The sequence below is a fragment of the Roseovarius sp. JB2-10 genome (assembly GCF_055693585.1).
In genome coordinates, this window is record NZ_CM146337.1 from 3,236,818 (window position 1) to 3,263,313 (window position 26,496).

24 protein-coding genes are annotated in these 26,496 nt (G+C 59.2%); 11 read left to right on the top strand and 13 right to left on the bottom strand.

Features of this window, described 5'->3' with window-relative positions; all coding sequences use genetic code 11:
- Positions 1-74: 74 nt before the first annotated feature.
- Positions 75-1,064, bottom strand: a complete 990-nt coding sequence (locus ACZ1HJ_RS16170; RefSeq protein WP_472719671.1) for a translation initiation factor 3 — start codon at positions 1,062-1,064, stop codon at positions 75-77.
- 290 nt (positions 1,065-1,354) lie between these two features.
- On the opposite strand from ACZ1HJ_RS16170, the gene infC reads away from it, so the two are divergent.
- Entirely contained in the window at positions 1,355-1,813 is a 459-nt protein-coding gene (gene infC / locus ACZ1HJ_RS16175) for a translation initiation factor IF-3 (protein ID WP_472722226.1), read from the top strand.
- 52 nt (positions 1,814-1,865) lie between these two features.
- Here infC and uvrA read toward each other — a convergent pair whose 3' ends face one another.
- The 8 genes from uvrA to ACZ1HJ_RS16215 all read right to left on the bottom strand — a co-directional run bounded on the left by uvrA (position 1,866) and on the right by ACZ1HJ_RS16215 (position 13,750).
- The gene (uvrA, locus tag ACZ1HJ_RS16180; RefSeq protein ID WP_472719672.1) at positions 1,866-4,724 is read right to left on the bottom strand and encodes an excinuclease ABC subunit UvrA; all 2,859 of its coding nucleotides are present in this window, start codon (positions 4,722-4,724) and stop codon (positions 1,866-1,868) included.
- A gap of 162 nt (positions 4,725-4,886) precedes the next feature.
- Positions 4,887-5,486, bottom strand: coding sequence for an outer membrane protein (locus ACZ1HJ_RS16185; protein WP_472719673.1), 600 nt, complete (start codon positions 5,484-5,486; stop codon positions 4,887-4,889).
- Between the two features lie 212 nt (positions 5,487-5,698).
- Positions 5,699-7,093, bottom strand: a complete 1,395-nt coding sequence (lpdA, locus tag ACZ1HJ_RS16190; protein ID WP_472719674.1) for a dihydrolipoyl dehydrogenase — start codon at positions 7,091-7,093, stop codon at positions 5,699-5,701.
- Between the two features lie 128 nt (positions 7,094-7,221).
- Positions 7,222-7,806: a DUF924 family protein gene (locus tag ACZ1HJ_RS16195; RefSeq protein ID WP_472719675.1), complete on the bottom strand. Its 585-nt coding sequence runs from the start codon at positions 7,804-7,806 to the stop codon at positions 7,222-7,224.
- A gap of 116 nt (positions 7,807-7,922) precedes the next feature.
- A complete protein-coding gene (locus tag ACZ1HJ_RS16200; protein ID WP_472719676.1) occupies positions 7,923-9,209 on the bottom strand; it encodes an MFS transporter in 1,287 nt (428 codons plus the stop codon).
- A gap of 102 nt (positions 9,210-9,311) precedes the next feature.
- Positions 9,312-10,364, bottom strand: coding sequence for a tRNA preQ1(34) S-adenosylmethionine ribosyltransferase-isomerase QueA (queA, locus tag ACZ1HJ_RS16205; RefSeq protein WP_472719677.1), 1,053 nt, complete (start codon positions 10,362-10,364; stop codon positions 9,312-9,314).
- A gap of 9 nt (positions 10,365-10,373) precedes the next feature.
- Positions 10,374-11,174 carry a hypothetical protein gene (locus ACZ1HJ_RS16210; RefSeq protein ID WP_472719678.1) on the bottom strand — a complete coding sequence of 267 codons (801 nt, stop codon included), beginning with the start codon at positions 11,172-11,174 and terminating at the stop codon, positions 10,374-10,376.
- Complete coding sequence (locus tag ACZ1HJ_RS16215) at positions 11,171-13,750, bottom strand: YhdP family protein (RefSeq protein ID WP_472719679.1); 2,580 nt, start codon at positions 13,748-13,750, stop codon at positions 11,171-11,173. The genes ACZ1HJ_RS16210 and ACZ1HJ_RS16215 overlap by 4 nt, the downstream gene beginning before the upstream one ends.
- 112 nt (positions 13,751-13,862) lie before the next feature.
- Between ACZ1HJ_RS16215 and ACZ1HJ_RS16220 the strand changes: the two genes are divergently transcribed.
- The 7 genes from ACZ1HJ_RS16220 (at position 13,863) to ACZ1HJ_RS16250 (ending at position 20,772) form a co-directional block, all read left to right on the top strand.
- Complete coding sequence (locus ACZ1HJ_RS16220) at positions 13,863-14,324, top strand: peroxiredoxin (protein WP_472719680.1); 462 nt, start codon at positions 13,863-13,865, stop codon at positions 14,322-14,324.
- Entirely contained in the window at positions 14,321-15,148 is an 828-nt protein-coding gene (locus tag ACZ1HJ_RS16225; protein ID WP_472719681.1) for a ferritin-like domain-containing protein, read from the top strand. The genes ACZ1HJ_RS16220 and ACZ1HJ_RS16225 overlap by 4 nt, the downstream gene beginning before the upstream one ends.
- Before the next feature lie 286 nt (positions 15,149-15,434).
- Complete coding sequence (locus ACZ1HJ_RS16230; RefSeq protein WP_472719682.1) at positions 15,435-16,757, top strand: DUF5930 domain-containing protein; 1,323 nt, start codon at positions 15,435-15,437, stop codon at positions 16,755-16,757.
- On the top strand, positions 16,747-17,262 hold the full coding sequence (locus tag ACZ1HJ_RS16235) for a bactofilin family protein (protein WP_472719683.1): 516 nt from the start codon (positions 16,747-16,749) through the stop codon (positions 17,260-17,262). The genes ACZ1HJ_RS16230 and ACZ1HJ_RS16235 overlap by 11 nt, the downstream gene beginning before the upstream one ends.
- 93 nt (positions 17,263-17,355) lie before the next feature.
- Entirely contained in the window at positions 17,356-18,222 is an 867-nt protein-coding gene (locus ACZ1HJ_RS16240) for an MBL fold metallo-hydrolase (RefSeq protein ID WP_472719684.1), read from the top strand.
- A 72-nt stretch (positions 18,223-18,294) separates the two neighbouring features.
- Positions 18,295-19,701: an MBOAT family O-acyltransferase gene (locus ACZ1HJ_RS16245; protein ID WP_472719685.1), complete on the top strand. Its 1,407-nt coding sequence runs from the start codon at positions 18,295-18,297 to the stop codon at positions 19,699-19,701.
- Between the two features lie 6 nt (positions 19,702-19,707).
- A complete protein-coding gene (locus tag ACZ1HJ_RS16250; protein ID WP_472719686.1) occupies positions 19,708-20,772 on the top strand; it encodes an alginate O-acetyltransferase AlgX-related protein in 1,065 nt (354 codons plus the stop codon).
- Between the two features lie 6 nt (positions 20,773-20,778).
- On the opposite strand, the gene ACZ1HJ_RS16255 is transcribed toward ACZ1HJ_RS16250, so the two are convergent.
- Positions 20,779-21,363 (bottom strand): HNH endonuclease, encoded by a 585-nt coding sequence (locus tag ACZ1HJ_RS16255; protein WP_472719687.1) that lies wholly within the window; start codon positions 21,361-21,363, stop codon positions 20,779-20,781.
- Positions 21,364-21,530: 167 nt separating this feature from the next.
- Between ACZ1HJ_RS16255 and ACZ1HJ_RS16260 the strand changes: the two genes are divergently transcribed.
- Entirely contained in the window at positions 21,531-21,962 is a 432-nt protein-coding gene (locus ACZ1HJ_RS16260) for a VOC family protein (protein ID WP_472719688.1), read from the top strand.
- Between the two features lie 119 nt (positions 21,963-22,081).
- On the opposite strand, the gene ACZ1HJ_RS16265 is transcribed toward ACZ1HJ_RS16260, so the two are convergent.
- Genes ACZ1HJ_RS16265 through ACZ1HJ_RS16275 form a run of 3 tightly spaced genes read right to left on the bottom strand, consistent with a single transcriptional unit; the run spans position 22,082 to position 24,098 of the window.
- Positions 22,082-22,747 carry an alpha/beta hydrolase gene (locus tag ACZ1HJ_RS16265; protein ID WP_472719689.1) on the bottom strand — a complete coding sequence of 222 codons (666 nt, stop codon included), beginning with the start codon at positions 22,745-22,747 and terminating at the stop codon, positions 22,082-22,084.
- Positions 22,744-23,373, bottom strand: coding sequence for a DNA-3-methyladenine glycosylase family protein (locus ACZ1HJ_RS16270; protein WP_472719690.1), 630 nt, complete (start codon positions 23,371-23,373; stop codon positions 22,744-22,746). Before ACZ1HJ_RS16270 ends, ACZ1HJ_RS16265 begins: the two co-directional genes overlap by 4 nt.
- A complete protein-coding gene (locus tag ACZ1HJ_RS16275; protein WP_472719691.1) occupies positions 23,370-24,098 on the bottom strand; it encodes a cobalt-precorrin-6A reductase in 729 nt (242 codons plus the stop codon). The genes ACZ1HJ_RS16270 and ACZ1HJ_RS16275 overlap by 4 nt, the downstream gene beginning before the upstream one ends.
- Before the next feature lie 106 nt (positions 24,099-24,204).
- On the opposite strand from ACZ1HJ_RS16275, the gene ACZ1HJ_RS16280 reads away from it, so the two are divergent.
- Both ACZ1HJ_RS16280 and ACZ1HJ_RS16285 read left to right on the top strand, forming a co-directional pair.
- Entirely contained in the window at positions 24,205-25,476 is a 1,272-nt protein-coding gene (locus ACZ1HJ_RS16280; RefSeq protein ID WP_472719692.1) for an MFS transporter, read from the top strand.
- 274 nt (positions 25,477-25,750) lie between these two features.
- A complete protein-coding gene (locus tag ACZ1HJ_RS16285) occupies positions 25,751-26,485 on the top strand; it encodes a VPLPA-CTERM sorting domain-containing protein (protein WP_472719693.1) in 735 nt (244 codons plus the stop codon).
- The last annotated feature ends 11 nt before the right edge of the window (positions 26,486-26,496 follow it).

Sequence of the window (26,496 nt, forward strand, 5' to 3'; positions counted from 1 at the left end):
AACACCCTCCGGACACGAAAAAACCCGCGCGAGGATATCCCCGCGCGGGTTCTTTTTTGTTTAGGCCGTCTGGCTTAGAGGCCAAGCGCCTCACGGACAGTCTCCAATGCGGTTTTCAGCATTTCCGGATTGTCCTGTGCCGCTTTCAGCGATTGCTCAAGCGCCACTTTCTTGATGTCACCCAGCTCGGAATTCGCGATCATCTCGCTGACTTTTTCCATGCTGAAGTTTTCAACGGTCAGCGCCTCCGCAGCTGTATCGGCGGTTGCGTCAGCAGCGGCCTCAGTTGCGGTATCTGTCGCCGCATCGGTTGCAGCTTCCGTCGCTGTGTCGGCGGCTTCCGCAGCCGTATCCGCCGCTTCTGTCGCTGTATCCGTGGCCGCATCTGTTGCCGCTTCTGTCGCTTCAGCCGCCGTATCGGCCGCCGCGTCTGCCGCTTCCGCCGCTGTGTCCGTTGCGGCATCTGCCGCCTCGGCCGCCGTATCAGCAGCAGCATCCGCAGCTTCCGTGGCCGTATCCGCAGCCGCGTCAGCAGCTTCTGTCGCGGTATCGGTGGCCGCGTCTGCCGCCTCTGTGGCTGTGTCCGTTACCGCATCGGCCGCGTTTTCAGCCGCTTCTGTGGCCGTATCGACCGCGTCAGCTGCCGCGTCTGCAGCCCCTTCCGCGGCTTCTGTCGCCGTGTCTGCAGCGCCTTCTGCCAGATTTGCAGCACCATCGACAGCGTCGCTTGCCGCATCAGCCGCCGCATCCGCGGCGTTGCCAGCGGCTTCTGTGGCCGTATCAACCGCATCACTTGCCGCATCAGCCGCGCTTTCGGCCGCTTCGGTTGCCGTATCGACGGCATCACTGGCTGCATCCGCTGCGGCATCCGCCGCTTCGCTGGCCGTGTCGGCCACCGCGTCCGCTGCATCTCCCGCCGCGTCGACAGCACTTTCCAGTGCCTCAGGCGCTTCAACGCCTTCCGTGACGGATTCGGTGATCTCTTCCACCGACTTGCCGGTAAACAGCATGTATCCTCCGATCAAAACGACAGCTGCCACCGCGATCCAAAGCAGATTTTTCATCTTGGTTCCTCTTAATTTTCAAGCCCTTCAAAACTCCAAGGGCGTTATGTTCTGTGTCACACCAGATGCAGCCGCAAATGGAAAGGCACAAGGGGGAATATGGGGGATTTCGGCTCAGATCAGCCGATATTGGCGCTTGAATCACCGCCCCGGCACAGATAGTTTGCCGCCGTGTAAGAGAATGTAATCGAAGGAACAAAACCATAGCTCGCAGACCCCACAACGCGCCACCAACGCGCGACACCGGCCCCCGCGTCAACGAAAATATCCGCGCCACCGAAATCCGCCTGATTGGCGCCGACGGTGAAAACGCCGGAGTGGTGTCACCCGAGCAAGCCCTTGATATGGCTGACGAAGCCGGGCTTGATCTGGTTGAGATTTCACCGAATGCCAATCCACCGGTCGCCAAGATCATGGATTACGGCAAGTATAAATACGAACAGCAAAAGCGCGAATCCGAGGCCCGCAAGAAACAAAAGGTCATCGAGGTCAAAGAGGTCAAATTCCGGCCCAATACCGATACGCATGACTACGAAGTCAAAATGCGCAACGTGACCAAGTTTCTGGAAAACGGGGATAAGGTGAAAGTCACTCTGCGTTTTCGTGGCCGCGAAATGGCGCACCAGGAACTGGGTCGTGACCTCCTGGAGCGTGTGGCCGAGGACACCAAGGAAATTGGCAAGGTCGAGAACATGCCCAAGATGGAAGGCCGTCAGATGATCATGGTGATTGGACCCATGGCGCGCTGACCAAGCTCGATCCCAACAAAACAATTGCGAAAGGGTCCTTGCGGACCCTTTTTTATTCCGCCGCTACCTTGTTGGGCTTGAGCATGTCCTTGAGGTATTTGCCGGTATGGCTGGCGTTCACCTCTGCGACGCTTTCGGGCGTGCCGGTGGCCACAATCTCACCGCCGCCATCGCCCCCTTCAGGGCCAATATCGATGATCCAGTCGGCGGTTTTGACAACGTCCAGATTATGCTCGATCACAATGACCGTGTTGCCGGTTTCCACAAGCTCATGAAGGACTTGCAGGAGCTTCTTCACGTCCTCGAAATGCAGACCCGTTGTGGGTTCATCCAAGATATAGAGCGTGCGCCCCGTCGAACGTTTCGCCAGTTCCTTGGACAGTTTCACCCGCTGCGCCTCACCGCCCGAGAGCGTCGTCGCCTGCTGGCCCACCTTGATATAGCCCAGGCCCACGCGACTCAGCGCATCCATCTTTTCGCGGATAGACGGCACCGCTTTGAAAAACTCCTGCGCGTCCTCAACCGTCATATCCAGCACATCCGCGATGGATTTGCCCTTGAATGTGATCTCAAGCGTCTCGCGGTTGTAACGTTTGCCCTGACAGGTTTCGCAGGTCACATAGACATCCGGCAGAAAGTGCATTTCGATCTTGATCAGCCCGTCGCCCTGACACGCCTCACAGCGCCCGCCCTTAACGTTGAAGCTGAAACGGCCCGGTTTATACCCGCGTGCTTTGGCCTCGGGCAGCCCCGCGAACCAGTCACGAATGGGCGTGAATGCCCCGGTATAGGTGGCCGGATTTGACCGCGGGGTGCGGCCAATGGGGCGCTGATCGATGTCGATCACCTTATCCAGATGCTCCAACCCCTTGATGGTTTCGCAAGGTGCGGGCGTCTGGCGCGCCCCGTTGAGTCGCATTGAGGCCGTCTTGAACAAGGTTTCGATTGTCAGCGTTGATTTCCCGCCGCCGGACACACCCGTGACGCAGACGAATTTACCCAAGGGGAACTCCGCCGTGACGTTTTTGAGGTTGTTACCGGTCGCCTTGACCACCTTGATCTTTTTGCCATTTCCCTTGCGGCGTTCCGACGAAAATTCGATGGCGCGCTGACCCGAGAGATACTGCCCGGTGATCGAATTCGCATCCGCCGTCACCTGATCAGGCGTACCGTGGCTGACCACCCGGCCGCCATGCACCCCCGCACCCGGCCCGATGTCAAACACGTAATCGGCGGTGCGAATGGCCTCCTCATCATGTTCGACCACAATCACGGTATTACCCTGATCGCGCAGGTTTTTCAGCGTTTCCAGCAACCGGCCATTGTCCCGCTGATGCAGGCCAATTGACGGCTCATCCAGCACGTAAAGGACACCGGTAAGGCCAGAACCGATCTGGCTGGCCAGCCGGATGCGCTGGCTTTCACCACCGCTCAGCGTGCCCGCATTCCGGCTGAGCGTCAGATATTCGAGCCCCACATTGTTCAGGAACCCGAGCCGTTCGCGAATTTCCTTGAGGATCGCATGCGCGATCTCGTTTTTCTGCTTGGTCAAGCTATCGGGAACCGTCTGACACCAGTCAAATGCCTCGCGGATCGACATCTGAACCACCTGCCCCACATGCAAACCGGCGATTTTCACCGCAAGTGCCTCTTCGCGCAGACGGTAGCCGCCACAGGCACCACAGGGCCGATTGTTCTGATAACGCTCGAATTCTTCCCGAATCCAGTTGCTATCGGTCTCGCGGTACCTGCGCTCCATGTTGGGGATGACGCCCTCGAATACCCGGCTGACCTGGTAGACCCGTCCACCTTCATCATAGCGGAACTGGATTTCCTCCTCACCGGAGCCGTGCAGGAACACCTGTTGGATATGGGCGGGCAGATCTTTCCACTTGGTGTTCTTGTCGAACTCGTAATGCTTGGCAATCGCCTCAATCGTCTGAAGAAAATAGGGTGATTTTCCCTTGCGCCACGGCGCCAGCGCCCCATCGTAAATCTTCAGGTTCTGATCGGGCACCACAAGGCGCTCATCGAAAAAGAGCTCCGCGCCAAGGCCATCACATTCCGGACAGGCCCCAAACGGCGCGTTGAACGAAAACAGCCGCGGTTCAATTTCGGGAATGGTGAACCCGCTGACCGGACAGGCGAAATTCTCGCTGAAAGTGATACGCTCGGGATCCGCATCCTTCGGAGCGGTTTCCAGCACTGCAATGCCATCGGCCAGATCAAGTGCCGTGCGAAAACTGTCTGCAAGCCGCGTCTCCAGCCCCGATTTGACCACGATCCGATCCACGACAACGTCAATGTCATGGCGGTATTTCTTGTCGAGCTTTGGCGGATCGTCCAGATCGTGAAATGCCCCATCCACCTTGACCCGTTGGAAGCCTTGTTTGCGTAACTCGATGAATTCCTTGCGGTATTCACCTTTTCGGTCCCGCACAATCGGCGCCAGAAGATAGGCCCGGAGCCCTTCTTCCATCGTCATCACACGGTCGACCATATCCTGCACCTGCTGTGCTTCGATGGGCTTGCCGGTGGTTGGTGAATACGGCGTACCGACGCGGGCAAACAAGAGCCGCATATAGTCGTAAATCTCGGTCACGGTGCCCACGGTCGAGCGCGGATTTTTTGACGTGGTCTTCTGTTCGATGGAAATCGCCGGGGAAAGCCCGCTGATGTGATCCACATCCGGTTTTTCCATCATATTCAGGAACTGGCGGGCATAGGCGCTCAGCGATTCAACATAGCGACGCTGCCCTTCGGCATAAATCGTATCAAACGCCAGAGAGGACTTGCCCGACCCCGAAAGACCCGTGATCACCACCAGCTCATCGCGGGGAATATCCACGTCAATCGACGCCAGATTGTGCTCGCGCGCACCACGCACCTCGATTTTCTTCAGATCGGCCATCTGGTCCCCCGGTTGTAAGTGGACTACAGATAGTTGAGCGCGTCCGTTCTTCCAAGTTAAAAATGTGAACAATAGGTGAACACGCAAGAACCAATGCAGGATTCTGCCACGTCACAGCGGCTGATGACTCATGATGTCAGCAGACCGGCGCACCGGCACCGGTCAGAAATGCAAACTCAAGCCTGCGCGGAAGACGACATTTTGTGATCCGTTCGACGTTGGCGTGGTTCCAACGGTTTGCGTTTCGCCAGGCACATCGACGTAATAGGCCTCTACCCGGCCGGTAACGTTGTCCCAGATAAAACGTTCTGCCCCGCCGCCCAGCATCAGCCCCGGCTCAAAATCGCTACGTGATCCGACACCGGTGATCGAGCTGTCCCGCTCCGTCCACGCAATGCCAAGCGCGCCGAAGACCAGCGTTTCGCCCTGAGCAACACCGGCCCTGATCCGCAGCGACGTCATCAACTCTTCATCGAACTGCCCCGATGTAAAACGATCACTGACATCGGTGAGGGAAATATCCGCCTCTGCCCCCAGAACCGATTGCCCACGCTGCCAGTTATACCCAAGCTGAAAACCACCAACGAGACCAACTGTGTCACCGGACGGTCCGAGGGTAACGGGCGTTTCACCGGAAAATTCGGCCACGGCACCACCGAGATGCACGCCAACGTAAGGCCCTTGCCAGCCCTGCCCCCATGCGGGTGCAGCGACACTCAAGATCCAAATAGTCAGGGCATAGCGCAGTTTCAGTACTGACATCGGCTCCTCCAGACGGAATCGACCCCACCCAAGCGGCCTTTAGAATACCCGATACAAGTAAAAGATGTGTTTCCAACGCCTCAACGCACCGCACTGCGCGCCGGCACTGCCCCGCAACGCAAGACAAGAAAAACCCCCGATGCCCATGCAAAGACAGATCGAGGGTTTTGAGATTTACAGCGAAACAGCTACCGGGATGCCCGGCAAATTGATCAGATATGGATGACCTTATCGAAGGCTTCCAGTACGCTTTCATGCATCATTTCGCTGAGCGTCGGATGCGGGAAAACCGTGTTCATCAGGTCTTCTTCGGTGGTTTCCAGCTGTCGACCCACCACATACCCCTGGATCAATTCGGTCACCTCGGCCCCGATCATATGCGCGCCGAGCAGTTCACCGGTTTTGACGTCAAAGATGGTTTTGACCAACCCCTCAGGTTCGCCCAACGCAATCGCCTTACCGTTCCCGATAAAGGGAAACCGGCCCACCTTGATGTCATAGCCAGCCTCTTTCGCCTTGGCCTCCGTCAGGCCAACGGATGCAACCTGTGGGTGACAATAGGTACAGCCCGCGATGCTTTCGGGCTTGACCGGATGGGCGTGTTTGCCCGCAATCAGATCGGCCACCATCACACCCTCATGGCTGGCCTTATGCGCCAACCAGGGCGCGCCGGCGATGTCACCGATGGCATAGAGACCGTCAACAGCAGTGCGGCAAAACTCATCCGTGACCACATGGGTGCGGTCGATCTTCACGCCCAGTTCTTCAAGTCCCAGACCCTCGCAATTGCCCACGATGCCCACGGCCGAAATCACCGTATCAAAATCGTGTTTCTCAATCTTGCCACCAATTTCGATATGCGCGGTGACCTTGCCCTTGGCGCGATCAAGTTGCTTGACCGTGGCCTTCTGCATGATCTTCATGCCCTGTTTTTCAAACGCCTTCTTGGCCAATCCGCTGATTTCCGCATCTTCCACAGGCAAAACGCGGTCCATCACCTCAACCACGGTCGTGTCGGACCCAAGCGTGTTGTAGAAACTGGCGAATTCAATGCCGATGGCACCCGACCCGATCACCAGAAGCTTTTTGGGCATCCGGGGGGGCATCAGCGCATGTTTGTAGGTCCAGACCAGATCGCCATCGGCTTCCAGCCCCGGCAACTCCCGCGCCCGGGCGCCGGTGGCCAGCACGATATTCTTGGCCGTCAATTCTTCGGTGCCCTTGTCGGTCTTGACGCTGACCTTGCCTTTGCCGGTCAGTGTAGCCGCACCCATGAAGGCGGTGACCTTGTTCTTTTTCAGCAGATGTCCAACGCCGCTGTTGAGTTGTTTGGCCACGCCGCGCGACCGTTTGACAACCGCATCCAAATCGTAATCAATACCATCCGCCTTGAGGCCGAATTCCTTGGCCCGGTGCATCAGATGAAACACCTCCGACGAGCGCAGCATGGCCTTGGTCGGGATGCAGCCCCAGTTGAGGCAAATCCCGCCCATATGTTCCCGTTCGACGATGGCCACGTTCAGACCGTTCTGGGCCGCACGAATGGCCGAGACATACCCTCCAGGGCCCGCCCCAATTACAATCATATCAAAGGATTTGGACGCCATGAGTCTCTCCGGGTTTTTTGAAACTAGTTTGATATTAAACTATCTTCGCACCCGCAGCAACGCGACATGTTGCGCGCGCAGCATATGGCCACGGACACGCAGGGAATTTTTTCTTTTCAGATTGTTAGCTACGCGGCATCCGCTTTCTGCAACGTTCGCAGCGTTTCGCCATACGCGCCATTTGCCAGATATTCCAACTCGGCCGCCGTGCTTTCGCGCCCCAAAGACGCATTGCGATACGGGAAACGGCCAAACATGCGGATCACTTCACGATGTGCCCGGGCATGCAGCAGGTTGGACGCACCATATTGCGGCATCCGCTCCAGGATCAGCCGGACGCACCGTTCCTGATCGCAGAGGTTTTCCGAATGCATCAATGGCAGATAGAAGAACTGCCGCGCAGGCTCATCAATGCGCTGGTCCCATTTGCGGTGGATCGCCGCTTTGGCAGCCGCCAAACCATGCCGGTCCGTTGCAAACGCATCGGCGTGATCTCGGAACATGTTGCGGGGAAATTGATCCATCAAAAGCAGATATGCCAATGTGCCGGATGGATAGGTCAGCCACAGACCAAAGCGGCCTTCTCGGGCTTCGTGCCATGCCGCCTCAAAGCGGGATTTCACGGTTTGGTCCAGTTCGGGGGAGGTTTCATACCAACCCGACGGTCCAACTTCATCTAACCAAAAACTCAATACGTCGTCAGGCGTGACCATAGGTGTCTCCTTGGTGTCCTATGATGTACTCAATTAACTTTACGTAATCACGTTACCCAACTGTTACCAGACCGGGTAGTAAATATTTGCTACGGAACGACATATAGAGGTGAGTGTTACCGTTCTGCCGCTGCGGCCTCAGATCCGGCTTCGGCCTCTGCCTCCGCCTCGGCGGCTTCGATGTCATATTCCTGCGCAAATGTGACCGCCATGGGCGACGCGGACGGTGTCACCCATGTGTAGCTGTCGGTCTCTTCTACCGACGGTGCCGCACGCTGCGTCATCCGGTAGGCTGCATAGGCCGCCATGATGAACATCAGGATGGCAATAAAGAGGAAGAACCCGGATGGCCCGATAGCCCCCATGACCCAGGCTGTCGCCACCGGTCCGCCAACCGCGCCCAGCCCGTTGATAAAGACCATACCGCCCGCCGCGGCCGCCATATCGTCGCTTTCCAGAAAGTCGTTGGTATAAGCAATCAGCAGCGAATAAAGCGGGTTTGTCGTGCCCCCGATCAGGAACGCACTCACCAAAAGCATCGGGAAATAGCCGCCAAAGAACATGGCCAGCAAGCCCCCGGCCCCGGCCGCCAGCGCCGATCCCATGATCAACACGCGCCGGTCCATCCGGTCCGACAGGTAACCAAGCGGATATTGCACGATCAACGCCGCGATATAGAACGTCGCAACAAAGGTCGATATTTGGCCAATGCTCAGCCCCGCCTCAGCGCCGTAGACCGCCGCCATGCCAAACTGTGCCGAGAAGACCCCGCCCAGAAGCAACATGCCCACGCAACCAAGCGGTGAAATGCGCAGGATTTCCCGCAGGCTCATCGGTTTCGTGGTGTCATAGGCCGGTGTCGGACTGACCGACAACAGGATCGGCGCAAAGGCCACCGACACGCAGACCGAGGCGATCACAAAGAGCACGTAACCCGACGCATCCGCCATCACCATGATGCCCTGCGCCGAGACGATGCCGACCATCTGCATGATCATGTAAAGCGACAGTGCTTGCCCGCGGGTTTCATTGGATGACGCGTTGTTGAGCCAACTTTCGGCGGTCACGTAGACGCCCGAAAAGCAGAAGCCGATCAGGATGCGCCCCAGAGCCCAGGCCCAGGGGTCCGTCAACGCGGGATAGAGGATCAACACCGCAGAAATCAGTGAGCCGAGGGCCGCAAAGACGCGCACATGGCCCACGCGGTGAATCAGCTCAGGTGCCATTTTGGATCCAAAGAGAAAGCCCAGGAAGTACCCCGACATCACCAGCGACATGGCAAAGGTGGAAAACCCTTCGATTTCGCCGCGCACGCCCAAAAGAGTACCCTGCAGGCCATTGCCCACCTGCAAAAGCATCATACCGAGCAGCAACGCCCATGCGCTGGACAACACCTTGAACATCACCAAACTCCTGAATGCTCCGCCCAGAATAGGGACCGGAACAGCGTTGTCATCCGTGGAAACGACTCAGTAAGGGTCGCTTTTCGCCCCCGTGACAGCGTTTTAATCCGGGATCAATAACGAAGCGTCACCGTAGGAAAAAAATCGGTATTTTTCGGCAATCGCATGGGCATAAATCTGCCGGATTTCGTCTTGTCCCATCAGGGCCGACACCAGCATCATTAGTGTCGAGCGTGGCAGGTGAAAATTGGTCATCAGCGCGTCGGTGACCCGGAAGGTAAATCCGGGGTAGATAAAGATATCCGTCTCACCCTCCCACGGGGCGATCTGGCCAGTTGCGGCGGCCGCACTTTCGATCAGGCGCAGCGCGGTTGTGCCCACGGGGATCACCCGGTTGCCCGCGGCTTTGGTCACGGCAATCTCGTCGGCGGCCTGCGGGCTGACCTCGCCCCATTCTGCATGCATCTTGTGGGTGGTCACATCGTCGACCTTCACAGGCAAAAACGTGCCCGCCCCCACATGCAGGGTCACATGGGTAAATTTGATACCCTTTTCCGCGAGTGCCTCCAGAAGTGGTGCATCAAAATGCAGCGACGCCGTGGGGGCCGCGACCGCGCCGGGATTGCGGGCAAACACCGTCTGGTAATCGGTCTTGTCCTGAGCATCGGCCGCGCGTTTAGCGGCAATATAGGGCGGCAGCGGCATGGCACCGGCCTGCGCCAATGCGGAATCAAAATCCTCTCCGGTCAGGTTGAAGCGCAAGAGCGCCTGACCGTCTTCCTTGCCCAGAAGCTCGGCACTCAGATCATCGGAAAAGATGATCACCTCCCCCTCGCGGATTTTCTTGAGCGGTTTGACGAGGGCTTTCCAGGTTCCCTCCACACCCGGATCCAGCAACGTGACCTCGATCCGCGCGGCCGTCTGACCCGCTGCGCCGTCCCGGTGACGCGCGCCGCTTAGCCGCGCAGGGATCACCTTGGTGTCGTTCAGCACCAACCGATCCCCCGGGCGCAACCATGCGCCCAGATCATGCACCTGCGCATCACTGATCTGCGCGCCCTCGGCCACCAGCAACCGCGCTGCGCTGCGGGGTTTCACAGGCCGCGTGGCGATCAGCCCGTCGGGCAGCTCAAAATCGAAATCACTCAATTGCATGGGAATGTCCTAACGGTCCGCACCGGTATCAGATTGGCTTGTATCCGGTTCCGGCTCGGGCGTGGCCCGCGGAGCGGGCTGGATCGCATCCTGAGATACAGGGCCGCGATTGATTTTCGGCGGGGAACGACGAAAGAGATCACGGAACATACCCGGCGTCAGCGCCGAAAGCGGGTTGACGGCAACGCTCGGATTTTTTGCAGACCCTTTCATGGTGTAGGTGAACCCAAAAAGACCTTCGCCCTTGCGGGTGAAGATGCCGCCAATCGCATTGACCAGATAGATCGGGGAAAACACGCCCTGCATGTCCATCTGTTTGCTGGCCATGTAGTAATAGCCATCCATCGAAATGCCGAGCGACGCCCCCGTGGCGCTGCCCTCGGTCAGCACCACGCGATCTGGCGTCAGCTGAAACGTCGCATCGACGCGATTGAAATGCAGCCCGTCACCTTCCAGCTGCTCCAGAATGCCGATCACGCTGACCGCGTTCAAAAGCGCGGCCATGGAGGGGATATCCCGAATGCGGAAATCATCTATGCCGAGGCGGCCATTATAACTGCCTTTCTCTTCGGCGGGTGTCAGGATCAAATCCATCTTGCCGTCCCGCGCATTTTGCAAAAGCCCCGCCGAGACCATCACGGCACCGGCATTTTCCGACTGGATGCGAAACGCGCTGCGCGTGCCCTGCGGCACAACGCGCCCGTTGATCACGGCACCGCCGTTGATCTTGCCGGTGAAGTTGCCATCCACCCCGCGCGACGTTTCCAAATCAGCGCGGAAATCGCGCAGGATAATGCCGTCCGAAATCACCAGTTGATCCAACGCCAGATTGACAGGGCCGCCTTGCCGCCCGAGGGGTTGCTGAGCATCATCGCCACCCCCAAAGAGGTCTGGCGCAGATCGATCCGCCCGCCGCGTACACGCACCGCCGGTGTGGCCCCTGCCCCCCGGCCAATCAGGTCGACGGGCGCGTCCAGCCACGTACCCATCTGCACGCGCGAGAATGAGGCCCGGTCGAGCGCGCCAGTAGAATGCAGGTTCACGGCCCCTTGGGCGTTCAACCCGCCCGCATCAATGCTGAGCGTATCAATCGATGGCGGCGTGCCCAGACCGCCCGTGACGATCAGGGTGCCCGCAGACCCCTGTGGCAATCGCCAATCCAGTTGCCGAAGGGTCAGCCCCACGCCCACCAAATTCGACGAAAGCGAAAATCGACCGGGCGCGCCCTTTTCCATTTCAATGGTGATATCTGCTTTGCCCGCGCCAGAAATGCTCCCGGGTGGCAAACCGACACGGAACTCATCTGCAAAACGTTCCGATATCTCGATCTGGCCGGTGACGCGGCTTTTGCCTTCGGCATCCTCGCCCAGTTTGGAAAACCACGCCCCGTCAAAAGGCACGGCGCCGAGTTGGCCCTCGCCGCCCACTCGTATCGCATCATTATCGACTTCGAGCGTGAGCGCGGCCGCCTGCAAGACCCGCCCCGGGACCAGCGTTTCGCTGCGCACATTGCTGAGCGTGCCGGAGACGGAGAACGCCACATCCGATGTTTTGAGCTTGGGCTTGAGCGCAAAATCAAGCTGCCCGGTCAGGCGGGCGCGCCCATCGGCCAGCGTGACCGATTGTTCGGCCTTTTGCATCAGGCGCAGCGGCTCTTCATCGATCAAGGACAGAGCCGCCGTGATCGTGCTGTTGGTGCTCAGAATGGCCTGTGCCGGACCCCGCCTGAGCCGCACGTCGGGTACAATGAAGCTAGTGCCCGCAACATCAATCTGCCCGCCCTGCGCGGCATCAATGTGCCCGGAATGGGCGGTGATGACGAAGCGGTTGTCATGCAAGACGCCGTGGCCTGTGGCGTCCTTGATTTCGGGCATCTTTTTCATGAAACGCGTGGTCAGCTTTTCGAAATCAAACCCAAGGCTGACATTGGCCGCCTGATCGGGCTCTGCCCGAATACCCACCTGCACATTGCTCAGGTCTGCGGCGCGCACGTTTTCGTCGATCCATTCACGCGTGTCTGCCGAGACGTTCAACGGCCAGAGCGCCACCAGCCGTTCCGGTGTCAATTGATCCATCTGTCCGTCAAGCGCCAGATCCCAGCCCTCAGGGTCGGCCCGCAACGCGCCGGTCATGGCCAATGTGCTGCCCTGATCGGTCAGGTTCAGTTGCCCGATGGACAGGTTGAACGGCTCGATCTGCAGGCGCATGTCCACACGCGCCTCCTGCAGGGTAATGGGTTCCGCATAAAACCCTTCCGGATTGGCCGTGATCTCAGTGATGCGCATCTGGCTCAGGATTTCGCGGGGCAAACCGTTTTCGATACCCACCAGCCGCGCCTGCCCTTCGGCCCGCGCCGAAGCCCAGTTGCTGACCAGCGAGACCTCATCGAACTGCATCGTCTGAAGCGTCGGATCATAGGTGAAATAGCTGCTGGCCGAGGTAAACGCGATCGGGTCGGTGGCATCGGTCGGCTGCAAGACGCCTTCACCGATCTGCAGCGACGCGTTCAACGGCCCAAGCGCCCCATCCGCATCCACCGACGCCCGAAGTGCGCCAGAAATGGGCGCCTTGAGCGCGCTCAGCCAGGTCAGCGCCGGGGATTGTCCGGCAATATCTTCGGTGGCCATATCCTCGAACGTGATGCCCAGATCAGCAGCCTTGCTGCCAATGCGGCCGCTGTAATTCATCTCGAGTGTGGTGGCATAGGCCCGCCCACCCAGCAGGGCAAAATCGCCGTTGATGCGCAGATCATCGCCATCACGGGTCAGGCCCAAGCGCCCGCCATCCACGGTCCATGATCTGCCGACACGGGCGTCGTCGAACTGCACGCTCAGGTTCACGGCACTGATCCGCTTGAGCGTCGAGAACTGCGGCTGATCCAGAAACGCGCCCAGATCTTCTGCCAGTCCGGCAAAGTTCGCCGCCTGATCCACGGCCTGCGCCGCATCGCCAAGCGCCAGATCAACCGTGCCATCTTCCGCCCGTCGCAGCCTGACGCGCGCGCCGGACAATTGCACCGAGGCGGGTTGCAACTGACCCTGCATCAGGGGTTGCAGCGCGAAAGTGCCCGCAATATTGGACAGGTTCAGAAGCGGCGCCCCATTGGCATCCAGAATGCGCACATCGCTCAGCAGCAGGCGCGGCTTCCAGCCTTCCTGCATGATCACGGCCATATCGCCCACACCGATGCCAATGTCCTGTTGGCCCGCATTCATGCGCTCAATGATCTTGGTCCGCGCCCAATCGGGCAACTTCACCTGTGTGCCCACAAGCGACATGGCGTAAACCCCCGCCATCGCACAGATCAGCACGAGCCCGAACAGGATCCGGGGCCACCGCCGTTTCCGGCGCTCAGGGGTCGTCTTTTGATCGCTCGTTTCGCTCATCACATCCGGATCATTTGGACAGGGTACCGGGATTTGCTGCCTCTTAGGCTTTATTCTTGCCGCTTGCGATCTAATATGAAACTCACAATTTTGCATCCCCAAAGGAGAGACCATGTCCGACACGTCCGATCTTGCCCCCGATTTCACCCTGCCACGTGATGGCGGGGACGATGTCACGCTGTCGTCGCTGCGCCCCGGCAAGGTGGTTTTGTTCTTCTATCCGCGCGATGACACGTCGGGTTGCACCAAGGAGGCCATCGCCTTCACCGGCATGACCGATGCCTTTGCCAAGGCTGGTGTGACGGTGATGGGCATCTCCAAGGATACCGTCGCCAAGCACGATAAATTTCGCGACAAGCATGATCTGGGCGTGGCGCTTCTGTCGGATGCCGAAGGTGACGTGTGCGAGCAATACGGCACCTGGAAAGAGAAAAGCATGTACGGCAAGAAGTTCATGGGCATCGAGCGCACGACTTTCCTGATCGATGGGGATGGCAAGATTGCGCAGGTCTGGCGCAAGGTCAAAGTGCCGGGCCATGCCGAGGCCGTGCTGGAGGCCGCACAGGCGCTATGAGCGCTGAAACCCTCAGCCAGATGGCCGTCGAGGTGCTGACAACCGCCGACGGCCGCACCAAAACGGCGCTGTCGCGGGCCCATGCCGCGCGGTGGATCGCCGCGCGCGAGGCGCGCGAAGACATTCCGGTGGGGACCGCATCACCGCCACTTCGGCCCGCGCGGCCCGACCGCCCTGAATTGCTCGACCCGCGTGATGTGCCCCGTCGCAAACCCGGCAGTGAAAAAGGCCGCATCGCGATCCTGCACGCGGTGGCGCATATCGAACTCAATGCCGTTGACCTGCATTGGGACATCATCGCGCGCTTTGCCGATGTACCGATGCCGATGGGATATTTTGACGATTGGGTCAAAGCGGCGGACGAGGAATCCAAGCATTTCAATCTGATATGCGATTGTCTTGAAGCATTGGGCAGCCATTATGGCGCGCTGCCTGCCCATGCGGGCATGTGGCGCGCGGCCGAAGACACGGTGGATGATTTCATGGGGCGGCTGGCCGTGGTGCCCATGGTGCTGGAGGCACGCGGTCTGGATGTGACGCCCGGCATGATCGAGATTTTCGAACGCGCAAAAGACACCAAATCCGTCGATGCGATGAAGGTGATCTATGCCGAAGAAGTGGCTCATGTGGCCAATGGGTCGAAATGGTTTCATTTTCTTTGCGGGCGCCATGACATCGACCCCAAACAGGCGTTTCACGATCTGGTACGTCGCTATTTCCACGGCCCGCTGAAGCCCCCCTTCAACGAAGAAAAGCGCGCCGAGGCCGGTTTGCCACCCGATTTCTACTGGCCGCTTGCGGTGGGCTCGCCCACGCAAAGCTGAGCGTTGGATGCGCACCAGACCGGCGCGGTTGCGCAGTACAACGCGGGGTTGAAGTTGGAATTTCGCACCGCCGCATGCTGCAAAAAATGAGACGCTTTTCCCGTCAACCCCTTGCAGATCGGCAATTTTTTGCCTGCAAAGCAACATTTAGCCCAATTCCTAACGTCAAGTGTTCAAAAATCTTGCCCAAAAGGAAACGGCTGGTTAATCACGTCGGAAAGGCGCAATAGCGACAATAAAAAACGATGCGCTGTCGAAGGGTTTTGGGACACTAAAGGGACAGGTTTTGCGTACAAGGATTGCGATCAAATGCCATGCGCTGCTTGAGCGGCATTTTCCGGAGCGCCGCGTTTTCCTGCGGTCAGATACTGACACCCGTTTTATTCGACTGCGACCTGAATCACAGCTGATTGCCTTCGTTGGCGCCACAGCGATCGTCGCCTGGGCCATCATCGCGACGGCCATCCTTTTGATGGACAGCATCGGGTCTGGCAACTTCCGCGAACAGGCCAAGCGAGACCAGCGCACTTACGAGGCGCGCCTGAATGCGCTGTCGTCCGAGCGTGACGCGCGGGCCGAAGAAGCGGTTGCCGCACAGGAACGCTTCAACTCCGCCCTTGATCAGATTTCGGTGATGCAATCGGAATTGCTGGCTTCGGAAATACGCCGTCACGAATTGGAAACCGGCATTGATGTGATCCAATCAACGTTGCGCCGGACCATGAAAGAACGCGAAGTGGCCCGCCTTGAGGTCGCTGAAATGTCCGAAGCGATGTCACAGGACAATACCGCGACAGGTACCTCTGGCGACCTTGCTGAACAGGCTGGCGGCGCTGTGGACTTCCTGACAGCGGCCCTCGAAGAAACGGCGCAGGAACGCGATCAGGTCATCGCCGATGCGCAGGACGCCTTGGTGCAAGCCGAGGTTATGGCCGAAGAAATCCAGTTGATGAAGGAAAAGAACGATCTGATTTTCCGCCAGCTGGAAGAAGCCATGACCATTTCGGTTGAGCCACTGGACAAGATGTTCCGCGCGGCGGGCATGAACACAGACAGCCTGATGTCGCAGGTACGCAGTGGCTATTCCGGACAGGGCGGCCCCCTGACCCCGCTGACCTTCTCGACACGTGGTGACGCGCCCTCAGCCGATACGCTGCGCGCCAATCGCCTGCTCAATCAGATGGACGAATTGAACCTCTACCGGATCGCCGCGCAAAAAGCGCCCTTTGCCTTGCCGGTCAAGGATGCGTTCCGGTTCACGTCCGGTTTCGGCATGCGGTGGGGACGCATGCACAAAGGAACCGATTTCGCCGCACCGCATGGCACACCGATCTATTCCACAGCCGATGGCGTTGTAACCCATGCGACGTGGCTTTCAGGTTACGGCCTGATGGTGAAGATCCAACATGAGTTCGGGATCGAAACCCGCTACGCTCACAATTCCAAGATATTCGTGAAAGAGGGCCAAAGGGTCTCGCGCGGACAGAAGATAGCTGCTATGGGGAACACTGGACGTTCCACCGGCACGCATCTACACTACGAAGTCCGTGTCGGCGGCAAAGCCGTCAACCCCATGATCTATATCAAGGCTGCAAGAGATGTTTTCTAAAAGCAAAATCAACGAACCTGGTTCAAAAACTGAAGACACAGGAAAATCTGCCATGCCGGACCGCAAGCCCGACGCGTTCAAACCCGAAGCCGCCGCCGGCGGTGATTTCAAGGCAAGCGCCCCCAAGGCCAAACCGCCTGCATCGGTCCTGTCGACCGATCTGCACATGACCGGTAACATCAAGACCACCGGTGACGTACAGGTGGAAGGGACGGTCGAGGGTGACATCCGCGCGCATCTGCTGACAATCGGTGAGACCGCGACCATCAAGGGCGAAGTGATTGCCGATGATGTGGTCGTCAACGGCCGCATCGTGGGCCGCGTGCGTGGCCTAAAGGTCCGTCTGACCTCTACCGCCCGCGTCGAAGGCGACATCATTCACAAGACCATCGCCATCGAGTCCGGTGCGCATTTCGAAGGGTCCGTGCAACGGCAGGATGATCCTCTGAACACCAAATCTGCTGCGGCCAAGCCCCAAGCGGCCGCCGCACCGCAAAAAGCCTGAACCGGTTTACATGACACCGAAATTGGCGCCCTGCTCCGGCAGAGGCGCCTTTTTTATGTCGCCGTTGAGGCCGGCAGCGACCGGAGCGTGCGGATGAGGCGCGACGACCCCACATGGGTGGCCCTAATGGGCGTCAAAGGTGGCCCGGCCATCTCGCCCGGCTCCAACATGCCCACATCTTCGCTGATCCATATCGGCGGCCTCACCATATTGGTCGATGCCGGGCTCGGGGTGACCCGTGGCATCTGCGATCAGGGGATCGCCCTTGGTGAAATCGATCTGATCCTGATCACCCATCTGCATTCCGATCACTATCTCGAGCTCGGTCCGCTGGTGCACACGGCGTGGACCACCGGGAAAAAGACGCCGGTTCCCATTATCGGGCCCGCGGGGCTGTCGGCTTATTGGAAGGCGTTTCTGACCTCTATGGCATTCGACATCGATCTGCGGATCGAAGATGAAGGACGGCCGGATCTTGCCGGGCTGGTCACCCTGACCGAGATATCAGAAGGCACCCTGTTTGATGGTGCCGGGGTTACGATCAAGGCCTTGCGCAATCAGCATCCTCCGATTACCGACAGCTTTGCCCTTGCGTTCGAGGAGCATGGCACCAAGATCGTTTTCTCCGGCGACACCACCTATTGCGATGCGATGGCGGAATTCGCCCACGGCGCTGATCTTCTGGTGCATGAGGTTTTGCTGCGGCAAGGGGTCGACAGATTATGCGCCGATCTGGGCTATGCGGGCGACCAGCTGAAAAACCATCTGCTGCGCAGTCACACCGATGCGCCGGATGTGGGACGGATTGCCCAAGCTGCACAAATCAAACATCTGGTGCTGCATCACTTTGTGCCCGGCTCGGATGCCACGATCAAACCGCAGGACTGGATCGATGCCATTCGGGAAACATGGGACGGGCCACTGACACTGGGTCAAGATGGCATGCGGATTGATGTCTAAGGCGGTTGCCCGGGGCCAAGCCGCCCGATATGACAGATCAAGCGACGCCAGACCGGACAGGCCTTCTTTGACGTGACCTTCGCCTCCATTCCTTTTCTCTTCTACTTCCTGCCCGCATTTTTGGCGCTCTACTTCCTGCTGCCGTTTCGCAATCTGGTTTTCCTGCTGGGCAGCCTGGTTTTCTATGCCTGGGGCGAGCCTGTCTTTGTGCTCTTGCTCCTCGTATCCATCACCCTGAACCACGCCTTCGCGCGCCGTCTCAGCGCCACGCCGACCATGCGCCTGCTCAGCCTGGGCGTCGCGGCGAACCTCGCAGCCCTTGGCGTTTTCAAATACGCGGGCTTTCTGACCGAGGTTCTTCTGGGCGCAGATCCCACAACCGGCGCGCCGCCGCTTGATCTGCATCTGCCGCTTGGCATTTCCTTCTATACCTTTCAGGCCATCAGCTTTCTGGTCGACATCTACCGTCGCGATGCCGACGCACCCGACCGCTGGATGGACACGGCCCTTTTCATCTCGATGTTCCCGCAGCTGATCGCCGGCCCGATCGTGCGCTTTCATACCGTGGCCGAACAGATCAAATCCCGCAGCCACAGCATCGACCGTTTCGCCTCGGGCGCGCGGCAATTCACCCGCGGGCTGGCGCAGAAAATCCTGCTGGCCAATGCCTTTGGTCAAACCGCCGATGCCGCCTTTGGCGCGGAGCTTGCGCAGCTCGGCCCCGGCGCCGCCTGGCTCGGTCTCGCCTGCTATACGCTGCAGATCTATTTCGATTTCGCAGGCTATTCCAACATGGCGCTCGGGTTGGGGCGGATGATGGGGTTCGACTTCCCCGAAAACTTCAACTTCCCCTACATGTCCCGCTCGATCACCGAATTCTGGCGGCGCTGGCACATGTCGCTGTCGCGGTGGTTCCGCGAATATCTCTACATCCCTCTGGGCGGCAACCGGCACGGTGCGCTGCGCACTTACCTCAACCTCTCCATCGTCTTCCTGCTCTGCGGCTTCTGGCACGGGGCCGAATGGGCCTTCATCATCTGGGGTGCGTGGCACGGCGCCTTTCTGGTGCTGGAGCGCAGCCCCGTGGGCCGCCTGATCACCGCCCTGCCCCTCGCACTGCGCCATGTCTATCTGATGCTGATCGTGATGCTGGCCTGGGTGCCGTTCCGCACCGAAGATTGGGGCGATGCCATGATCTATTTCAGCGCTTTGATCGGCGGCGGCACCGGCACTGTCGGCCTGGCGGACATCTACGCGCCACAACTGGCCATTCTCATGCCCATCGGCATCGTGGTCGCCATCTGGCCGCTGATTGCCGAAAGCCGTGCTGCCGCGTGGGTGGCGCAGCGGGGCAAAGCATTGGCGCACCCCGCACCACGCGCTGTCCTTGAGCCGATCTGGATCGCTGCACTTTTGGTGCTCTGTGCCGCCGATCTGGCCACCGGCTCCTACAACCCGTTCATCTATTTCAGGTTTTAGGGGATCATGACCACGTCCAGCCATCCCATCCGTAACCTGCTGACCGCGCTGATCTTTTGCGCCCTGATCGCCATGCCCATGGCGCTGCATATCCTGCAACGCAACCCTGCGGACGCAGGCGCCGAAAACCGCCGCCTTGCCAGTCTGCCCTCCGCCTCGGACCTGCTCACCAATTGGTCCGACGTGCCGGAACAGATCAATGCATGGATGCGCGATCATTTCGGCCTGCGCCGGACATATCTGCAAATCGGGTTCGAAATGGACAAGGTTCTGCGGTCCACCACCGCGTTCAAAGCCGTGCGCGGCGATGAGGGATGGATGTTCAACGACCTGAACGGCGCTATGGCCCTGCACCGGGGGCTTTTGCCCTTCGCAGCGGGTGAGGCGGATGCCTGGCTGGATGGTCTCGCGCGCATTCAAGAGCGTGCCGAAGCATCCGGCGCAGTCTTCGTAGCGGCCATCGCCCCCAACAAACACACGGTCTATCCCGAATACCTCAGCGCATATCCGAGGCAGGCGGCGGGCGAAACCCGGCTGGATGAAGTCCAGCGCCAGGCTGCCGCGCGGACCCTGCCCCTCGTTGATCTGCGTGCCGGGCTGCTGGCGGCCAAACCAAAGGCAAAAATCTATTTTCAGACGGACAGCCATTGGACAGATTTAGGGGCATATCACGGCTTTCTGGCTCTCCGCGCCGCACTTGTGGACCAAGGGGTCGCCGTTCCGGACATCACACGGGCGGCGTTTGACCTGAAGAAAAAGACAGATTTCCAAGGCGATTTGCACGGTCTTCTGGGCGAAGAAAACGGCGCCCCGGAAACCATCGACAGGGTCAAGATTGATCAGAGCAAAATTGGACCCAAAGCAGGTTCAATCCTGATCATCGGGGATTCGTTTTCCGGTCAGTTGATGAAGTTTTTCAACGCCAGTTTTGAAACGGTTGTCTTTGTCGACAACAAGGCCGGCGACCCGGAACTGGATCAGATCAAGCCCGGCGCGTTTGATGTGGTTCTGTTCCAGATTGTCGAGCGCTATCTCAGCCGCCCGCTACGCCCGGTCCTTGCCGCTAACTAAACGCCCCTAGGCCTGCAATTCCGCATCCCAATAGAGAAAATCGAGCCAGCTTTCATGCAAATGGTTTGGCGGAAACTTCCGCCCCTGATTGCGCAGCTGCTCTGCCCCGGGCGCGCGCGGCGGTTTGCGCAGGCTCATGCCCGCCCGGCGCAGGCTCTTGGCCCCTTTGCGCAGGTTGCACGGGCTGCACGCCGCCACCACGTTTTCCCAACTGGTCACGCCGCCATCCGCACGCGGCACGACATGGTCAAAAGTCAGCTCGCCCTGCGCGCCGCAATACTGGCACTGGAATTCGTCCCGCAGAAATAAATTAAAGCGCGTGAAGGCCACGCGCTTTTGAGGTTTTACATAGTCTTTGAGAACAATCACCGACGGTATTCGAATGACGGTGCTTGGGCTGTGCACGCAGTGGTCGTATTCCGCGACGATATCCACCCTGTCCAGATAGGCCGCCTTGACCGCCTCCTGCCAGGTCCAGAGCGACAGCGGGTAATAGGAGAGCGGCCTGTAGTCCGCGTTCAGCACCAACGCAGGGTGCTGTTTCAACGCCGCAGGTTCTCTCACAAAATCGGTTCTGAAATTACCGTCCATAGACCACTCCGTACCGTATTTGAGACCACTATATCTCGTGTTTTTCCCCTGACAAGCCCAAGTTAGGCAGCAGATGTTGAGAATCATATAGGCGGAATTTGTGAGCGTTCCATGACACTTATCCACAAGACGTGACAGCGGGCGCACCGCGCGGCTAAACTGCCCCCATGACCCATGTCCCGCCCCATCGTCCGCATCTGCCGCTTGCCCCGCTGGAAGCCGCGCTTTACGTGAATGATCTGGCCGCGGCGCGACACTTCTATGGCACGGTCATGGGGCTCGACGAAATTGCCCATATCGATGGCCGCCATGTCTTCTACCGCGTCGGGCAAACGATCCTTCTGATCTTTGATCCGGCCGCCACGCTGACAGGCTCCGACAATGCGGCCCTTCCCGTACCGGGCCACGGTGCCGACGGGCACGGGCATTTTTGCTTTGCCGCCGAAGCGTCCGAACTGGCCCATTGGCACGACTGGCTCATCGCCGCGGGCATTCCCATCGAGGCTGATTTTCACTGGCCCAACGGCGCGCGCTCGATCTATTTCCGCGACCCTGCCGGGAATTCCCTCGAAATCGCCGAGCCGCGCCTTTGGGACTAGGTGCAGGGACCCGTGGCACATGTCACACCTGCCCCATACCCCGAGGAAAGAGCGCAAAGCGCGGATGACGAGATATCAAGCGTGCGCGTCCGCGCACTCCTTTACGCAGCGGCCCGTCTCTAGAGGCCCAGCTTATCGGTCATAAAGGCCAGCGCCACCTGCAACCCGTCGGGGGCAATGCCATGCGCCGTGCCCTTCATAATATGTGCATAAACATCCTGCCACCCGGCCTCCTGCAATGCTTCCGCGGCCTGCGGCAGCGATTGCGGCGGCACCACGTCATCCGCATCGCCATGCACCAGCAAAATTGGCGGACGGCTGACCGCCTCATCCTTCAACAGCTCCGGTGACAGAAGCCTGCCGGAAAACGCCACGATCCCCGCGACCTCATCCTCACGCCGGGGCGCCACGTGCAGCGCCATCATCGTGCCCTGGCTGAAACCAAAGAGAACCACCTGCTCGGGCAGTACATCTTCATCCACCATCAGCGCATCCAGATAGGCATTGAGATCATCCGACGCGGCCATCAGCCCGCGCTCGGCCTCCTCCTCGCTGGAGCCGTCAATCCACGGGATCGGAAACCACTGGTAGCCGGTCGGCATGCCCGGGATGGTTTCGGGCGCATCAGGGGCCACAAAAAGCGTGTCGGGCATATGTTCGCCCAATGGGTCCGCCAGACCCAGAAGATCCGCGCCATTGGCGCCGTAGCCGTGCAAAAACACCACGATTGACCGTGTTGTGCCCGATACCGGCGCCCGGCGCTCGGATTTCAATACCCGTGTCATCTGATCCCTTCCCTGTCCTTGGCCACCCGGTAGTAGGCCCAAAGTATCCGTGCGGCAACCGATCTCCACGGGCGCCACGCCTCTGCCATCTCGCGCATCCCCTTTTCGGTCGGCCGTTCCGGCAGATCATAAAGGATCCGCGCGGCCTCCTGCAGGGCCAGATCGCCATGGGCAAACACATCGGCGCGCCCAAGCGAAAACATCGCGTAGATCTCGGCGGTCCATGTGCCAATGCCTGGCACTTTCGTCAGAATGCGGATCACATCTGCATCAGGAACGCCGCGTAATGCGTTGAAATCTATGTCTGCCTTGGAAAGCTCCTGCGCGTATCTGATCTTCTGGTGGCTCAACCCGACAGCGCGCAAGTCATCCTCTGTCGCGCGGGCGACTTGGCGCTGATCGGTCAGCTGAGCGTCTTTCATGCGTGCCCATATCGCCTGGGCTGAGGCGACGCTGACCTGTTGGCTGACAATTGCACTGAGAAGTTCTGCAAACCCGTCCGGTTTGCGGCGCAGAGGCAATTTCCCCGTTTTTGACAGCGCATATTTCAAGCGCGGGCACATGGCGCTGAGCGCCTCAGCCCCTTCCGACACGCAATCATCGGTTTCGATGATCCGCCCGATCATAGCGCCGCCACCCAGTCCAGCGCCTCGGACACAGTTGTAGCGCGGGAGGCATCAACCGGCGGCGGACGATTGATCATGGCCACCTGAATGCCCAAGGCGCGCGCGGCGGTCAATTTCGTAGCCGGGCCAACCCCACCTGCGTTTTTGACCACCAGCCAATCCACGCCCAACTCTGCAAACAATGCCTCCTCCTGCGCCACGGAAAACGGCGGAGACCCGACCAGGAACCGCCCGTTTTCAAACGGAAATTCCCGATCCGGCGGATCAATCTGGCGACAAATCAACTGACACTCCGACAGGTTGGCAAACCGCTCAAGCGTCTGGCGCCCGGTGGCCAGAAACACCATGGATCCCGCCGCGATATGCGCGGCCGCCTCCTCTTCGCGGTCGATCAACACCCAACGGTCCCCATCCCCGGCGCGCCACGCGGGGCGCAACATCTGGCAATACGGAATGGCCTCATCGGCACATATCCGTGCGGTGCGTTCCGAAATGCGCGCGGCAAAGGGGTGCGTCGCGTCCAACACGGCGGAGATGCCTACTGATTGCAGATATGCCAGAAATCCCGCATCACCGCCAAAACCACCCAAACGTTGCGGCAAAACGCCAGCCGCATTGCCCCGCATCGGCCCCGCGAGCGAGATCACCGCATCGACTTGGCGCGCGGCCAGTTCCCGGGCAATTTCCTGCGCTTCACCGGTGCCTGCAAGCAATAGAAGGGTCATGTGCCGTTCATGTCCTGCAATCCCCTAAAGCGCAAGAGAGGATCGCGTCGCAAACCATGTGTGCTTCTGGCTTGCAGCCCCCCTGTCATGGGTCTAGCAGTTGCACATGGCCCGTTCACCCGCCCCACCAACCCCGCTCGAAGCTCCGGCACCGCTGGCCGCACGCCCCCGTGCGACGGTCCCGGATGACAGACGCGCGTGGCGCAACGTCCGGGTGTTGGTTCTGGCGCAAGCATTTCTGGGCGCGCAGATGGCGATGATGTTCGTGGTGGGCGGTCTTGCTGGCACCACCCTGGCCAGCAATATCTGCTTTGCGACCTTGCCGATTTCACTCATCGTTCTGGGCTCGATGCTGGCGGCCACACCGCTGTCGGCGATCATGCAGAAATGGGGGCGCAAGACCGGTTTTTTCATCGGGGCCAGCGCCGGGGCTCTGGGCGGATTGATCGGCGCTTACGGGCTTTACCTGGCGTCTTTTCCCGTCTTCCTGTTGGGCAGTCTGATCAGCGGCATCTACATGTCCGCACAGGGTTTTTACCGCTTTGCCGCCGCCGATACCGCCAGCGACGAATTCCGCCCCAAGGCCATTTCCTATGTCATGGCCGGCGGGCTTGCCAGCGCCATCATCGGCCCGCAGCTGGTCAAGGTCACATCCGAGGCGATGGTGGTGCCCTTCATGGGCACCTATGTGGCCATTGTGGTGCTCAACCTTCTGGGCGCACTCTTGTTTTTGTTCCTCGACATTCCCAAACCTGCGCCACCCGCGCAGGACGAACCCAAGGGCCGGACCCGGTGGGAATTGGTCAAAACGCCGCGCATTGCGGTGGCGATCATTTGCGCCACCGTCTCCTACGCGCTGATGAACCTTGTCATGACCTCCACACCGCTGGCGGTCGTCGGCTGCGGCTACACTCAGGGCAACGCGGCCGATATCGTGACCGGGCATGTGCTGGCCATGTTCGCCCCGTCATTTTTCACCGGTCACCTGATCGCGCGCTTCGGCGTCGAGAAGATCGTCGGCACCGGTTTGGTCATTCTGGCCGCGGCGGGCGTGGTGGCCATGCTAGGGATCGAGCTGACCAATTTCTTCCTCGCACTAATTTTGCTCGGGCTTGGCTGGAATTTTGGCTTCATCGGCGCAACCACCATGCTGGCCTCTGCCTATGCACCGCACGAACGCGGTCGCATTCAGGGCATGAACGACCTGTTGGTCTTTGGCGGCGTCACGCTGGCCTCTTTGGCCTCGGGTGGATTGATGAATTGCTCCGGTGGTGACGCGCAAACCGGGTGGCTTTCCGTCAACCTCGCCATGGCGCCGTTTCTGGTTCTGGCGGGGGGTGCGTTGATCTGGCTGTTGATGCGTCCGGCGCCAGAGTGATCTCGTCCTACCCCGGCTGTTCGACACCCAAAAAGGGTTTGCCATATCTGGCTTCGCGCGACAGGCGAACCCCTACATCTGGACGTTGTACGACTGTTTCAATATGGGAAACAATAGTGCTTGAAAAAGTGAATTGTCGTCGCTGGCCCGATTTTTTTGACCCAAAAATGGCAAAAATAAGGCAGTTTTTGATGCCGCGGCGTTAACTTCTGTTAAGATGCCCGACGGAAGGGTGACTTCTTTAAACTGTGCATTTCTACGAGGGAACGACAGAATGAGTATCAGAACATTAATCGTTGCTGCAGCTGTGTCCGCCGTTACGGCGACATCGGCAATGGCCGCAACTCTGGTCGAGCAATATAGCGCGACCTCAGCCGTTGGATCGGGCTCCGATCACAGCATCTGGCTGAAAAATGGCATCAGCTATAAATACAACATCGGGTCCGATTTCGATTTTGACCCATCGGGAACATTTTCTTTGTTTTCGGACGGTACAGCGACGCTGGAAGGCGCTGTTGTTTCGCAAACCAACAAAGATGCGGGCTTCAAAGTGTCGTTCAACTACGACAGCACTTTCTTGCAAAAGCCGCAGTTCAAATCCGAAAACGGATCCAAAGCGACCCCTGACACACGGTTTCTCGACCTTGAAAAAGGTGTTCTGACAGGTTTTGGTCTGCTTGATGGTTTGAAACTGATCGTGTCGCGCCTGCCGGTTGACGGCAAATACGCCACGCAGTTCGGCCCAAGCAACGGTGACGACAACGGACCAAACAACAAGAACACAAATGACGGTTTGGCCGGTTGGTTCAAAACAAAAGTGGTGAGCAACGAGTGCAAAATCTGCAACTACTGGACCAAGAAGAAGCTGAACTACGCTCAGGGCGATGTGAACATCGATCTTGAAGGTGGTCCTATCGGTGGTGAAGTACCACTGCCAGCGTCTGGCCTGCTGTTGATTGGTGGCCTTGCTGGTCTGGCGGCGGTTCGTCGCAAGCGTCAATCAGCCTAAGCTGAGCGACC